The organism is Labrys monachus (assembly GCF_030814655.1).
In the GTDB taxonomy this organism is placed as follows: domain Bacteria; phylum Pseudomonadota; class Alphaproteobacteria; order Rhizobiales; family Labraceae; genus Labrys; species Labrys monacha.
The window spans coordinates 2,556,240-2,569,026 of record NZ_JAUSVK010000001.1; the positions used below are offsets into that span (position 1 = coordinate 2,556,240).

At 65.7% G+C, this 12,787-nt stretch carries 13 protein-coding genes; 5 read left to right on the forward strand and 8 right to left on the reverse strand.

Features of this window, described 5'->3' with window-relative positions; translation table 11 throughout:
* The first annotated feature begins 52 nt into the window (after positions 1-52).
* Positions 53-190, forward strand: a complete 138-nt coding sequence (locus tag J3R73_RS11525; RefSeq protein WP_307426573.1) for a hypothetical protein — start codon at positions 53-55, stop codon at positions 188-190.
* Between the two features lie 86 nt (positions 191-276).
* Here J3R73_RS11525 and cdd read toward each other — a convergent pair whose 3' ends face one another.
* The 5 genes from cdd to J3R73_RS11550 form a co-directional block, all read right to left on the reverse strand.
* Positions 277-687: a cytidine deaminase gene (cdd, locus tag J3R73_RS11530; RefSeq protein ID WP_307426575.1), complete on the reverse strand. Its 411-nt coding sequence runs from the start codon at positions 685-687 to the stop codon at positions 277-279.
* A 1-nt stretch (position 688) separates the two neighbouring features.
* A complete protein-coding gene (locus tag J3R73_RS11535) occupies positions 689-1,663 on the reverse strand; it encodes an ABC transporter permease (RefSeq protein WP_370879891.1) in 975 nt (324 codons plus the stop codon).
* A 4-nt stretch (positions 1,664-1,667) separates the two neighbouring features.
* Positions 1,668-2,837 (reverse strand): ABC transporter permease, encoded by a 1,170-nt coding sequence (locus J3R73_RS11540; protein WP_307426579.1) that lies wholly within the window; start codon positions 2,835-2,837, stop codon positions 1,668-1,670.
* A complete protein-coding gene (locus J3R73_RS11545; protein ID WP_370879892.1) occupies positions 2,834-4,351 on the reverse strand; it encodes an ABC transporter ATP-binding protein in 1,518 nt (505 codons plus the stop codon). The genes J3R73_RS11540 and J3R73_RS11545 overlap by 4 nt, the downstream gene beginning before the upstream one ends.
* Before the next feature lie 106 nt (positions 4,352-4,457).
* Positions 4,458-5,456: a BMP family lipoprotein gene (locus J3R73_RS11550; RefSeq protein ID WP_307426583.1), complete on the reverse strand. Its 999-nt coding sequence runs from the start codon at positions 5,454-5,456 to the stop codon at positions 4,458-4,460.
* Positions 5,457-5,664: 208 nt separating this feature from the next.
* Between J3R73_RS11550 and J3R73_RS11555 the strand changes: the two genes are divergently transcribed.
* From J3R73_RS11555 to J3R73_RS11570, 4 genes are all read left to right on the forward strand, one after another.
* A complete protein-coding gene (locus tag J3R73_RS11555; protein WP_307426584.1) occupies positions 5,665-6,048 on the forward strand; it encodes a methylglyoxal synthase in 384 nt (127 codons plus the stop codon).
* A 197-nt stretch (positions 6,049-6,245) separates the two neighbouring features.
* The gene (gene dnaK / locus J3R73_RS11560; RefSeq protein ID WP_307426586.1) at positions 6,246-8,138 is read left to right on the forward strand and encodes a molecular chaperone DnaK; all 1,893 of its coding nucleotides are present in this window, start codon (positions 6,246-6,248) and stop codon (positions 8,136-8,138) included.
* A gap of 211 nt (positions 8,139-8,349) precedes the next feature.
* On the forward strand, positions 8,350-9,495 hold the full coding sequence (gene dnaJ, locus J3R73_RS11565) for a molecular chaperone DnaJ (protein WP_307426589.1): 1,146 nt from the start codon (positions 8,350-8,352) through the stop codon (positions 9,493-9,495).
* Between the two features lie 95 nt (positions 9,496-9,590).
* The gene (locus tag J3R73_RS11570) at positions 9,591-10,460 is read left to right on the forward strand and encodes an SDR family oxidoreductase (protein WP_307426592.1); all 870 of its coding nucleotides are present in this window, start codon (positions 9,591-9,593) and stop codon (positions 10,458-10,460) included.
* A 24-nt stretch (positions 10,461-10,484) separates the two neighbouring features.
* Here J3R73_RS11570 and J3R73_RS11575 read toward each other — a convergent pair whose 3' ends face one another.
* Genes J3R73_RS11575 through J3R73_RS11585 form a run of 3 tightly spaced genes read right to left on the reverse strand, consistent with a single transcriptional unit; the run spans position 10,485 to position 12,645 of the window.
* Positions 10,485-10,904: a GtrA family protein gene (locus tag J3R73_RS11575; RefSeq protein WP_307426594.1), complete on the reverse strand. Its 420-nt coding sequence runs from the start codon at positions 10,902-10,904 to the stop codon at positions 10,485-10,487.
* Positions 10,901-11,632: a class I SAM-dependent methyltransferase gene (locus J3R73_RS11580; RefSeq protein WP_307426597.1), complete on the reverse strand. Its 732-nt coding sequence runs from the start codon at positions 11,630-11,632 to the stop codon at positions 10,901-10,903. The genes J3R73_RS11575 and J3R73_RS11580 overlap by 4 nt, the downstream gene beginning before the upstream one ends.
* Positions 11,629-12,645, reverse strand: coding sequence for a glycosyltransferase (locus J3R73_RS11585; protein ID WP_307426598.1), 1,017 nt, complete (start codon positions 12,643-12,645; stop codon positions 11,629-11,631). Before J3R73_RS11585 ends, J3R73_RS11580 begins: the two co-directional genes overlap by 4 nt.
* Between the last annotated feature and the right edge of the window lie 142 nt (positions 12,646-12,787).

Sequence of the window (12,787 nt, forward strand, 5' to 3'; positions counted from 1 at the left end):
CACCCTCCATGCGCCAATGTGCTCGTCGATAGTGTCGAGGTTGAGCGGTCCGATGATCGAACGCATGCACATCGTCCTGAAAGGCGGCGGCGCCGCCGACGACAGAGCGCACTTCTGGGTCGCGGTCGCCCTGATCGCCGCAACGGCGGCCCTGCTCTTGGCGAGCTTCGCCGAACTGATGGCGCTGTAGCTCCGGGACCGTAGGCATCCTGCCTGCATCTTCGGAAACGCCGCGCTTGCCGGGAGAGCAGCAGGATGCCTGCGATCCCTGGAGGGCTACGCCAGATTGTCGGGGCCGAAGCTTTCCGGCAGGAGTTCCGCCAGGGTGAAGCTGCGGCGAAGGCCCTTGGGGCCCGCGATATGGATGGGCGTCGAGGGGGCGGCGAATTCGCGGATGCGCTGGCGGCAACCGCCGCAAGGCGTCGTCAGGCCCGGCGCGTCGGGCTGCGCATCCATCCAGCCCAGCACCAGGATCTCGGCGATGGCGGTCTCGCCGCTCGCCACCATCAGCGAGATCGCGCCGCCCTCGGCGCAGGCGCCGACCGGGAATGCCGCGTTCTCGACGTTGCAGCCGGCATAGATCCGGCCCGAGCGCCCGCGGATGGCGGCGCCCACCTTGAAACGCGAATAGGGGGCGTGGGCGTTGTCGCGCACGGCCCTGGCGGCGTCGAAGAGGTCGTCGATCACGTCAGCGTTCCTTCAGATAGGGCATGCCCGCCGCCCGGGGCGGATTGGCCGCGCCGACGAAGCCGGCCAGCATCAGCACGGTGAGGATATAGGGCAGGGAACTGATCAGTTCCGAGGGTACCTGCCCGATGCCCGGAACGACCAGTCCCTCGCCGATGCGGATCGAGATCGCATCGAGCAGGCCGAACAGCAGGCAGGCGCCGAGGGCCGGCCAGGGCCGCCATTTGGCGAAGATCAGGGCGGCGAGGCCCATATAGCCGCGCCCGCCCGTCATGTTCGAGACGAAGGCGGCGGAATCGGCGGTCGACAGATAGGCGCCGGCGACGCCGGTCAGCACGCCGCAGACGAGCACGGCCCGGTAGCGCAGCCAGGAGACCGAGATGCCCGCGGTGTCCACGGCCTGCGGGTTCTCGCCGACGGCGCGCAGGCGGAGGCCGAAGCGGGTCTTGTAGAGCACCCAGGCCGTCAGCGGCACGCAGGCGAAGGCGAAATAGACCAGGATCGAATGGCCGGACAGCACGTCCGAATAGATCTGGCCGACCACCGGCACGCCGAGCACGGCCTGGGCGCCCGGCAGGTCGACCGGCTGGAAGCGCGCGGCGCCAGACAGATCGGGCGTGCGGCCGCCCTGCCCATACCAGACATTGCCGATGAAGGCGGTGAGGCCGAGCGCCAGCATGTTGATCGCCACGCCCGAGACCACCTGGTTGCCGCGGTAGCGGATCGAGGCGACGCCGTGCAGGAGCGAGAAGCCGACCGACGTCAGCACGGCGGCGGCGAGGCCGAGCCAGGCCGAGCCGAAGGTCGCCGCCGTCACCGCCGCGGCGAAGGCCCCCGCCAGCATCTTGCCCTCGAGCCCGATGTCGACGATCCCCGAGCGTTCCGAATAGAGGCCGGCCAGGCAGCACAGCAGATAGGGCGTCGAGATGCGGACGGCCGCGGCGGCGACGCTGGCGAGCATGTTCACGGTATCCACGGCGTCAGGCTCCCTTGTTCCTGCCGGGCGTCAGCAGATGGAACAGCGCGGCCAGCTGCGGCCGGAACATCAGCTCCAGCGCGCCGACAAACAGGATGATCATGCCCTGGACCACCACGATCAGGTCGCGGTTGAAGACGGGATTGTCGAAGGACAATTCCTGCCCGCCCTGGATCAGCGCCCCGAACAGGATCGAGGCCAGCACGATGCCGACGGGGTGCGAGCGGCCCATCAGCGACACGGCGATGCCGATGAAGCCGGCGCCGGCCGTATAGTCGATGATCATCTTGTGCTGTTCGCCCATCAGCACGTTGATGCCCATCAGGCCGGCGAGCGCGCCCGAGATGATCATGGTGATGATGATGATGCGCGTCGGCGAGATGCCGGCATAGATCGCGGCCGTCTGGTTCTGGCCGACGGTGCGCATGGCGTAGCCCAGGCGGGTGCGCCAGACCAGCGCCCACACGAAGAGGGCGGCGAGCAGGGAGATCGGGAAGGCGAGGTTGACGAGCGTGAGGTCGACGTCGATGCCGAACGGCGCCAGCACGTCGCTGATCATCGGCAGATAGGTCGTCTCGGGGAAGGGGGACGATTTCGGCTCGCCGGCGCCGATGGGCATCATCACCCGCACCAGCAAATACTGGATCAGCGCGCTGGCGATGAAGTTGAACATGATGGTGGTGATGACGATGTGGCTGCCGCGCTTGGCCTGGAGATAGCCCGGCACGAAGCCCCAGAAGGCGCCGAAGGCCATGCCGGCGACCATCGCCGCGGGAATGGCGAGGAAGGACGGCAAACCATGCATGTTGAGGCAGGCGACGGCGATGCCGATGCCGGCGAGCTGGCCCTGGCCGTCGACGCCGATGTTGAAGAGGCCGGCATGGGAGGCGACCGCGACGGCGAGGCCGGCGAAGATGTAGGTCGTGGCGTAATAGAGCGTGGTGCCGATGCCGTTGGCGTCGCCGAAGGCGCCGTCGATCATGGTGAGGCCGACGGTGAGGGGATTGGCGCCGACGAACAGCCAGACCACCACGCCGCAGACGACGAAGGCGACGACGATGTTGACGAGGGGGAGGAGCAGCGCGTCGGCCCACCAGGGCAGGGTGGTCGCCGCGGCGGCGCCGGCGAGGCGGAAGCGAAGGCCCTGGCGCAGGGGCGTTCCGGTATCCCTCATGCCGCCTGCTCCGAGACGCCGGCCATCAGCAGGCCCAGTTCCTGTTCCGTCGCGTCCCGGGCGGCGCGCTCGCCGGTGATGCGCCCGCCGCACATCACGAGGATGCGGTCCGACAGGCCCATGATCTCGTCGAGTTCGACGGAGACGACGAGGATGGCCTTGCCGGCGTCGCGTAGCGCGATCAGGCGGCGATGGATGAACTCGATGGCGCCGATGTCGACGCCGCGCGTCGGCTGGCCGATGATGAGCAGCGCGGGATCGCGCTCCATCTCGCGGGCGAGCACGATCTTCTGGGCGTTGCCGCCCGAGAAATTCGCGGTCTTCAGCCTCGGGTCGCGCGGACGGACGTCGAAGCGCTCCATCTTGCCGACGAGGTCGGCGATGATGCGGCCATAATTGAGGAAGGGGCCGCTGCCGAGCTTCGGATCCTTCTGGTAGCCGAGGATCGCGCTTTCATAGGCCGCGAAGGGCTTGACGAGGCCCATCCGCATGCGGTCCTCCGGGACATGCGCGAGGCCGAGGTCGCGCAGGGTGGCGGGGTCGGCATCCTTGATGTCCGCGCCCCGCAGGCGGATCTGCCCGGAAGCGACGGGGCGGATGCCGGCGATCGCCTCCAGCAGTTCCGACTGGCCGTTGCCCGCGACGCCGGCAATGCCGACGATCTCGCCCGCACGCACCGTGAAGGAGACGTCGTCCACGCGCGCGATGCCTTTCTCGTCCTTGACCGTGAGGTTGCGGACTTCGAGGATGTCGGCGCCGGGACGGGCTTCGGTCTTGTCGACGCGCAGCAGCACGCGCCTTCCCACCATCAGTTCGGCGAGTTCTGCCGTGTTGGTGCCGGCGGTGTCGAGCGTCGCCACCATCTCGCCGCGGCGCATCACCGAGACGCGGTCGGTGATCGCCATGATCTCGCGCAGCTTGTGGGTGATGAGCAGGATGGTCTTGCCCTGAGCGCGCAGGACCTTGAGGATCTCGAACAGCTGGTCGGCTTCGGCGGGCGTCAGCACGCCGGTCGGCTCGTCCAGGATGAGGATGTCGGCGCCGCGGTAGAGGGCCTTGAGGATCTCGACGCGCTGCTGGCTGCCGACGGGCAGCCCGCCGACGACGGCGTCGGGATCGACCTCGAGGTGGTAGCTCGATTCGAGGCGGGCGAGTTCGGCGCGGGCATGGCCGGCCCCGCGCGCGAGAATGCCGCCGCCCTCGGCGCCGAGCATGACGTTTTCGAGCACGGTGAAGGGGTCCACCAGCATGAAATGCTGATGGACCATGCCGATGCCGGCGGCGATGGCGTCCTGCGAGGAACGGATCGCCTTCGGCTCGCCATTGACGAGGATCTCGCCCGCGTCGGCCTCGTAGAAGCCGTAGATGATCGACACCAGCGTGGACTTGCCGGCGCCGTTCTCGCCGATGATGCCGTGGATCGTCCCTTTTTCGACCACGAGGTCGATCGCCTTGTTGGCATGGACGGGGCCGAAGCGCTTGTCGATCCGCTTCAGTTCGAGGGCGGTGGGCAATGGGGCCTCATGGGAGGAAGTCTGGAGCGCGGGCATCCTGTCCGCTCTTGAGGTGGTGCGTCGAGGCGGAAGAGCGGACAGGTTGTCCGCGCTCCCGCTCGAGCCCTCAGTTCACGGGGCAGGTGTTGTCGGCGGAATAATCGTGCACGACGATCTTGCCGGACACGATGTCCTTGGTCACCGACGCGATCTCGGCATTCATGGCATCGCTGACGAGCGCCTTGTTGTTGTCGTCCATGGCGAGGCCGACGCCGTTCTCCTTCAGGCCGAGCACGTTGGAGCCGGTCTTGAAGGTGCCGGCCTCGCCGGTCTTGAACGCTTCGTAGACGGCCTCGTCGACATGTTTGAGGACGGAGGTGAGCACCTTGCCCGGATGCAGGCCGTTCTGGTTCGAATCGACGCCGATGGAGAGCTTGCCTTCGTCGGCCGCGGCCTGCAGCACGCCGAGGCCGGTCTGCCCGGCGGCCGCGTAGACGATGTCCGCACCCTGCGAGATCTGCGCTTTCGTCAGCTCGGCGCCGCGGCCCGGATCGTTCCAGGCCGACGCGGTGGTGCCGGTCATGTTCTGGATCACCTTGACAGCCGGGTTGGCCGCCTTGGCGCCCTGGACATAGCCGCAGCCGAAGGAGCGGATCAGCGGGATGTCCATGCCGCCGACGAAGCCGATGGTGCCGGTCTTCGAGGTCTTGGCGGCGAGATAGCCGGCGAGGAAGGAGCCTTCGTCGGCGCGATAGGTGTAGGAGGCGACGTTGGGCAGGTCGACCACGTCGTCGACGATGCCGAAATGGATCTTCGGATAGGCCTTGGCGACGGCCGTCACCGCATCCTCATAGGCGAAGCCCAGCACCATGATGGGATCGTTGCCGTCCTTGGCGAAGCGGCGCAGGGCCTGCTCGCGCTGCGAGGCGTTGGTGATCTCGAACTCGCGATAGCTCTTGCCGCTCTCCTTCTTCCAGCGCTCGGCTCCGTGGAAGGCGCCCTCGTTGAAGGACTTGTCGAATTTGCCGCCCAGATCGTAGATAATGGCCGGCCCGGGCTTGCCGGCGGCAAGGGCTGCCGCGCACACGCCCATCGACAGGGCCAGACCGAGAAGGGTCGATTTCATCACGCTCTCCCGCGCTTGTTCCGGACTCTTGGATGCGGGGGCGCTGCCGAAGGAAGCCGGAACCGGCGAACGAGCGGCAGCGCTCCTCGTCGCGAGCATGGCATGGCGGTCGAGCTATTGAGAAGAGGCGTTGTGCGTTTCATATCGCTTTTCATATCAAACGCCGTCGAAGCCGGCGCTCTCTCGCGGACCGGCAGGGGAAACAGCCATGAAACTCGTCCGTCGCAGCCTGGCGCTCGTCGCCCATGACCTCAAGAAGGACGAGATGGTCTCGTTCGCGCAGGCCCACCGGGCGATTCTCGTCCGATACGACCTGGTGGCGACGGGAACGACGGGCGGGCGGGTGCTGGCGGCCTGCCCGGAACTGTCGCTCACCACCGTCAAGAGCGGGCCGCTCGGCGGCGACCAGCAGATCGGCGCCCTCATCGCCGAGGGACAGGTGCAGGGCCTGTTCTTCTTTGTCGATCCCCTGTCCCCGATGCCGCATGATGTCGACGTCAAGGCGCTCACCCGCCTGGCGCTCGTTTACGACATCCCTATGGCGCTCAACGCCGCGACAGCCCATATGATCGTAGGGCAGATGCTCGATTGAGTGTCCGCCCACAAATTCCTGTCTGTACAGGGCGGCCAAGTGCCTTGCGGCCCCTGAATGCCCCCCTTATATACCCGCCGAACCCGCGAGTTTTGTGGGGTTTCCGATAGGGACCGGCCGGGTTCCTGAGGGCTCTCCCGGCCTAGGCGCTGCTGCTTCGGGGCGCGTCGGTCTGCTGAAAAGGAAGGATGAGATCTATGGCTAAAGTTATTGGTATCGACCTTGGCACCACCAACTCCTGCGTGGCCGTCATGGAGGGCTCGACCGCCCGTGTGATCGAGAATTCCGAGGGCATGCGCACCACGCCCTCCATCGTCGCCTTCACCGACGACGGTGAGCGGCTGGTGGGCCAGCCGGCGAAGCGCCAGGCCGTGACCAATCCGGAACGGACCTTCTTCGCCATCAAGCGTCTGATCGGGCGCACCTTCGACGACCCGATGACGCAGAAGGACAGGGGCCTCGTTCCCTACAAGATCACCCGTGCCAGCAATGGCGACGCCTGGGTCGAGGCCGACGGCAAGTCCTATTCGCCCTCGCAGATTTCGGCTTTCACCCTTCAGAAGATGAAGGAGACGGCGGAGGCCCATCTCGGCCAGCCCGTGACGCAGGCCGTCATCACCGTTCCCGCCTATTTCAACGACGCCCAGCGCCAGGCGACCAAGGATGCCGGCAAGATCGCCGGCCTCGAAGTGCTGCGCATCATCAACGAGCCGACGGCCGCCGCTCTCGCCTATGGCCTCGACAAGAAGAAGACCGGCACCATCGCGGTCTATGACCTCGGCGGCGGCACCTTCGACGTGTCGATCCTGGAGATCGGCGACGGCGTGTTCGAGGTGAAGTCGACCAACGGCGACACCTTCCTCGGCGGCGAGGATTTCGACATGCGCCTGGTCGAGTACCTGGCGGACGAGTTCAAGCGCGAGCAGGGTATCGACCTGCGCAAGGACAAGCTGGCGCTCCAGCGCCTGAAGGAAGCGGCGGAAAAGGCCAAGATCGAACTGTCCTCGACGGCGCAGACCGAAATCAACCTGCCCTACATCACGGCGGATGCTTCCGGTCCGAAGCATCTGGCGCTCAAGCTGTCGCGTTCCAAGTTCGAGAGCCTGGTCGACGATCTCGTCCAGCGCACGGTCGAGCCCTGCCGCAAGGCGCTCAAGGATGCGGGCCTGGCGGCCGGCCAGATCGACGAGGTCGTTCTCGTCGGTGGCATGACGCGCATGCCCAAGATCCAGGAAGTCGTGAAGCAGTTCTTCGGCAAGGAGCCCCATAAGGGCGTCAACCCGGACGAGGTCGTCGCCATCGGCGCCGCCGTCCAGGCCGGCGTTCTGCAGGGCGACGTCAAGGACGTGCTGCTTCTCGACGTCACGCCGCTCTCGCTCGGCATCGAGACGCTCGGCGGCGTCTTCACCCGCCTGATCGAGCGCAATACGACGATCCCGACCAAGAAGAGCCAGACCTTCTCCACCGCCGAGGACAGCCAGACGGCCGTCACCATCCGCGTGTTCCAGGGCGAGCGCGAAATGGCGGCGGACAACAAGGCGCTGGGCCAGTTCGATCTCGTCGGCATCCCGCCGGCGCCCCGCGGCATGCCGCAGATCGAGGTGACCTTCGACATCGACGCCAACGGCATCGTCAATGTCTCGGCCCGCGACAAGGCGACCGGCAAGGAGCAGCAGATCCGCATCCAGGCTTCCGGCGGCCTTTCGGACGCCGACATCGAGAAGATGGTCAAGGACGCGCAGGCCAATGCCGAGGAAGACAAGCGCCGCCGCGAGTTGGTCGAGGTCCGCAACCATGCGGATGCGGCCGTGCACCAGGCGGAGAAGACGCTGAAGGAACTCGGCGACAAGGTCTCCGCGGCGGATCGCTCCACCGTCGAAGCCGCTGTGACCGCGCTCAAGTCCTCGCTGGAAGGCGATGACGTCGAGACGATCAAGGCGCGCACCAGCGAGCTGCAGCAGGCTTCCATGAAGCTCGGCGAGGCTCTCTACCAGGCTGGTCAGCAGGCCGGCGCCGGTGCCGGCGCCAAGCAGGACGATGTCGTCGACGCCGATTTCGAGGAAGTCGACGACGACAAGAAGCGTGCGTAAGTCGCGTAGCCGGGTGTGAAGGCCCTCGCCAGGATCGGATCTCCTCTTCGATCTGAGACGGCGGGGGCTTTCTCGTATTCTGTGAGGCATCGTCGTCACCGGGACCTGACCCGGCGGCGGCGATCCGGGTTTGCGTGTCGAAGACGATCGCAGGCTGTCTGGGACCGCTGCAGGCGGCGGATGGTCCTGCTTGGATGCTCTGAGCGGTTCAATGGCCAAGCGTGACTATTACGAAATACTGGAAGTTACCCGCGAGGTAACCGAGGTCGAGCTGAAGGCTGCTTTCCGCAAGCAGGCGATGAAGCATCACCCCGACCGCAATCCCGGCAACACGGACGCCGAGGCCAAGTTCAAGGAAGTGAACGAGGCCTATGAGGCGCTCAAGGACCCGCAGAAGCGCGCGGCCTATGACCGCTTCGGCCATGCGGCCTTCGAGCAGGGCGGCATGGGCGGTGCCGGGGCCGGCTTCGCCGGCGGAGGCTTCGGGTCCTTCTCCGACATCTTCAACGACATCTTCGAGGATCTTGCCGGCCGCGGCCGTGGCCGCGGGGGTGGTGGTTCCGGCGGCCGGGAGCGCGGAGCGGATCTGCGCTACAACATGGAGATCGAGCTGGAGGATGCCTTCAACGGCAAGACCGCCACGATCAAGATCCCGACATCCGTGACCTGCGAGGCCTGCTCGGGGACCGGCGCCAAGGCCGGCTCCAAGCCGAAGGCCTGCCCGACCTGCGCCGGCCATGGCCGCGTGCGCTCGACGCAGGGCTTCTTTTCCATCGAGCGGACCTGCCCGACCTGCCAGGGCCGCGGCGAGGTGATCGAGAATCCCTGTCCCTCCTGCGGCGGCGCCGGCCGGACGACGCGCGAGCGCACCCTTTCGGTCAACATTCCCGCCGGCGTCGAGGACGGCACTCGCATCCGCCTCGCCAATGAAGGCGAGGCCGGCACCCGCGGCGGCCCGGCCGGCGACCTCTACATCTTCCTGTCGATCCGGCCGCACGAATTCTTCCAGCGCGACGGCGCGGATCTGCATTGCCGCGTGCCGATCTCGATGGTGACGGCGGCGATCGGCGGCGAATTCCAGGTGCCGACCATCGACGGCGACAAGGCCAAGGTCGCGGTGCCCGAGGGCACGCAGACCGGGCGGCAGGTGCGCCTGCGCGGCAAGGGCATGCCGGTGCTGCGCTCGCGCGACCATGGCGACATGTATGTCCAGCTCTTCGTCGAGACGCCGAAGAACCTCACGCGCCGCCAGCGTGAATTGCTGGCCGAATTCGACGAGGAATCCTCGAAGGAAACCCAGCCCGAGAGCGCCGGCTTCTTCGCCAAGGTGCGTGATTTCTTCGACGGCTTGAGCTGAGCGCGGGTCCGGAGCGCGGACATCCTGTCCGCACCGGCGCGCTATTGGCAAGAAAGAGAAGCGGACAGATGTCCGCTCCCGGTGGTGGGTGCCTCATGCGTCTTCTGGTCTTCGGCCTCGGCTACAGCGCGTCCCACTTCATCCGGCTCCATGGCGGGAGATTCGCGTCCGTCGCCGGCACGTTCCGCTCGCCGGAGCCGGTCGCCGGCATCGCCTCGCTCGCCGGTGTCGAGAGGCTCCCCTTCGATGGCCGCACGCCGACCGGCGCGATCGAGGGCGCGATCCGCACCGCCACCCATGTGCTGACGTCGATCGCCCCCGACGAGGCGCAGGATCCGGTCCTGCAGCTGTTCGGCGAGGCGTTGCGCCGGTCGCCCGCGCTCAGATGGGTCGGCTATCTCTCGACGGTGGGGGTCTATGGCGATGCGGGCGGCGCCTGGATCGACGAGACGGCCCCGGTCCGGCCGACCCTGGCGCGCAATGCCGTCCGGGCCGAGGTGGAAAGCCGCTGGCTCGATCTCGGCCGCGAAGGCGGCGTGGACGTGCAGGTTTTCCGCCTGTCGGGGATCTACGGTCCCGGCCGCAACGCGGTCGTCAATCTCAAGCGCGGCACGGCGCGGCGCGTCGTCAAGCCGGGGCAGGTGTTCAACCGCGTCCATGTCGCCGACATCGCCGGCGCGGTGATGGCCGGCATCGGCCGCCCGAAGGCCGGCCCCTTCTTCAACGTCACCGACAACGAGCCGGCGCCCCCGCAGGACGTCGTCACCTATGCCGCGGCGCTGATGGGTATCGAGCCGCCGCCCGAAATCCCCTATGACGATGCACGGATGTCGCCGATGGCCCGCTCCTTCTACGGCGAGAACAAGCGCGTCTCGAACCGCCTGATGCGGGAAACCCTCGGCCACGTGCCACTCTATCCGACCTATCGCGACGGTATCAGGGCCTGTCTCGATGCGGACGGGTAGGGCTGGAGCGACGAGGGGGCGTGATCAATGCCGATCTTTGAAGACGACCACCCGGCTCAGGATGAAGCTCGCGACGGGATAGGTGACGGCAATGCCTGCTGCGGCATATCGGTAGCCGATATGGAGGAGGTCGGTGAGAACATGGGTGCCGAGCGCTGCGGCTAGCGACAGGATCACCGAAATGACCAGGAAACGGGGCAGATAGAAGCTGTGCTCGCCGGTCTTGGTAAAAGTGAAGCTGTGGTGGCCGAGATAGGAAACCAGGACGGAGACGACGGAAGCCACGAGGGAAGCGGCCGAAGGGCGGATGACGAACGAGGATGCGGGGGGCAGCCATATCGCAATGAGAAAGTAGATCGCGGTGGCGACGATGCCGACGACCCCGAAGCGCATGAGTTGGCGGAGCGACGCGGTCTTGGCGAAGGATCCCGATCGGAGCGTCATTGCCTTTTCCAGACCATGACGATCGTCTTGCCGAAGAGTTGGCCCAGGCCTCTGTCCAGTATCCGGGAGATCGGCACCAGGCAGCGGTCCCAAAACAGCACTTGCTTGGCCGACGGCGTCGAGGTCCTCAAAAAGAGACGGTTTGCGAGGGCGGCCACGAAGCCCATGCAGTCGAGATAGAAAATCTGCTCGACCACGAGCCCGTCCGGCGTGAGGCGGCCGGCATCGGATTTGCGATAGCGCCTGAAATGCCCGACGGCCCGATCGAAGTTGCTGAATATGACGTTGAAGGCGGGAGAGAGAACCACAATCCGGCCGCCCGGTTCGAGGTAAGCCATCGCCTTGCGGATTTCTCCTTCATCGTCCTCGATATGTTCGAGAACGTCGATATAGAAGATGGTATCGACCTTGGCGCCTGCATCGAGATCGCTCAGGACGCCGCATGCCGCTTTGCAAAACGGTGGTAGTGTCCCTGCCGATATCAGCGAACGAAGATGTTCCGCATGTTTCGGATCGGGATCGAGGCATAGCCAGGCGGAGTGGCTTCCGCCACATAGGTATTTGGTCGAGCCGCCGATGCCCGCTCCGACCTCGATGACCTTGTCGCCCGCCAGCGGCCTCAATTTACTCGACCAGTAACTCTTCCAGTTATCCGCCTGTGCGAAAGCGTCGAGTTCGTCGCCCTGATAAGCGAACTGCGTCAGATCGGGGCTCTGCGTCGCGGTCATGGCGTGTCACTCGTCGCGTGAGGAAGGCGATGATCGTCCTTCTCGCCGACGACGAAGATCGTCGCATCGACGGCTGGTATGAAGGCCTTGAGAATACGGGTGTTGAGCAGTTGAAACACGGAGATTGCTCCGAGGACGAGAGCTTGCAGAAAAATCACGGCCAGCGACGCCATCACATAGGAAGCCCAGCCGGGAACGGCCAGATCCGTGCCGAGCCGGACGGCGACGACCACAAGGCCGGCTGCGAGCGTAATCCCGCAGATGATGCAGGCAAAGACGATCATGCGCACGAGCGCCACCTCGGCATAGACGGAGATGGCGCTGATGCCGTGGAGCGCCAGGCTGACGAAATTCATATGCGACCGACCGGCAAGACGTCTGCCGCGATCCAATTGCAGCCGGACATACGGAATGCGGGAACGGGAGATCGCTGCAGCGAGGTTGTTCCAGATCGCCGAGTTGTGGGTCAGGGCTACGACTGCGCGCCGGGGCAGCAGGCTGAAATTGCCAAAATTGATTGTCTGGCCGGTCAGCAGCTTGAAGGCGAGCTTGTAGGCGGCATAGAAAGCCCTGAACATCAGGCTTTCCTGACGAAGGCCCCGCTGGGCGACGACGATGGAATCGGGCTGCTTGCGCCATGCCGAAATGAGCTTCGGGACGTCGTTGGGCAGGTCCTCCCCATCGGAGTCCATCACGACGACCGCCTCCATGTCGGGAACCTGCAGGGCGGCGACGAGACCGACCGCGATGGCCCTTTGGTGGCCCAGATTGCAGGCCAGACGGAGAATCTTAAGGCCCCTGATCGTGTTCGAGATGGAGTCCGCGAGATTCCGCTGCGCCCGTTGTGATGACCCGTCGTCGACAGCGATGATCTCGACGCCGTAGGGCTCCAGCCCTCCGATCGCCCCGAGCTGGACCAGCACCTGCTCAAAAGCCGACCAGTCGTTGAAAACGGGCGTTACAATAACGATACTTCCTCGCTTGAGCGCTTGGGGTTCCGAATCGAGTTCCAACTTACGTTCCTCCCGAGACACTGCGCCGTTCTTTGCCTAGAGCGTTCTTCAGAAGCTTTTGCAAACTCCTCGATCAGTAAAGTTTGTAAAAACAATAAGTTAGAAAGAAATTTCGGTTCGATGGAAGCGCAATTTGCCTAGT

Excerpts from the sequence above, each read along its gene's own strand:
- J3R73_RS11525 (WP_307426573.1), top strand. The coding sequence starts at position 53 with ATGATCGAACGCATGCACATCGTCCTGAAAGGCGGCGGCGCCGCCGAC.
- J3R73_RS11540 (WP_307426579.1), bottom strand. The coding sequence starts at position 2,837 with ATGAGGGATACCGGAACGCCCCTGCGCCAGGGCCTTCGCTTCCGCCTC.
- J3R73_RS11550 (WP_307426583.1), bottom strand. The coding sequence starts at position 5,456 with ATGAAATCGACCCTTCTCGGTCTGGCCCTGTCGATGGGCGTGTGCGCG.
- J3R73_RS11555 (WP_307426584.1), top strand. The coding sequence starts at position 5,665 with ATGAAACTCGTCCGTCGCAGCCTGGCGCTCGTCGCCCATGACCTCAAG.
- dnaK (WP_307426586.1), top strand. The coding sequence starts at position 6,246 with ATGGCTAAAGTTATTGGTATCGACCTTGGCACCACCAACTCCTGCGTG.
- dnaJ (WP_307426589.1), top strand. The coding sequence starts at position 8,350 with ATGGCCAAGCGTGACTATTACGAAATACTGGAAGTTACCCGCGAGGTA.
- J3R73_RS11570 (WP_307426592.1), top strand. The coding sequence starts at position 9,591 with ATGCGTCTTCTGGTCTTCGGCCTCGGCTACAGCGCGTCCCACTTCATC.
- J3R73_RS11575 (WP_307426594.1), bottom strand. The coding sequence starts at position 10,904 with ATGACGCTCCGATCGGGATCCTTCGCCAAGACCGCGTCGCTCCGCCAA.
- J3R73_RS11580 (WP_307426597.1), bottom strand. The coding sequence starts at position 11,632 with ATGACCGCGACGCAGAGCCCCGATCTGACGCAGTTCGCTTATCAGGGC.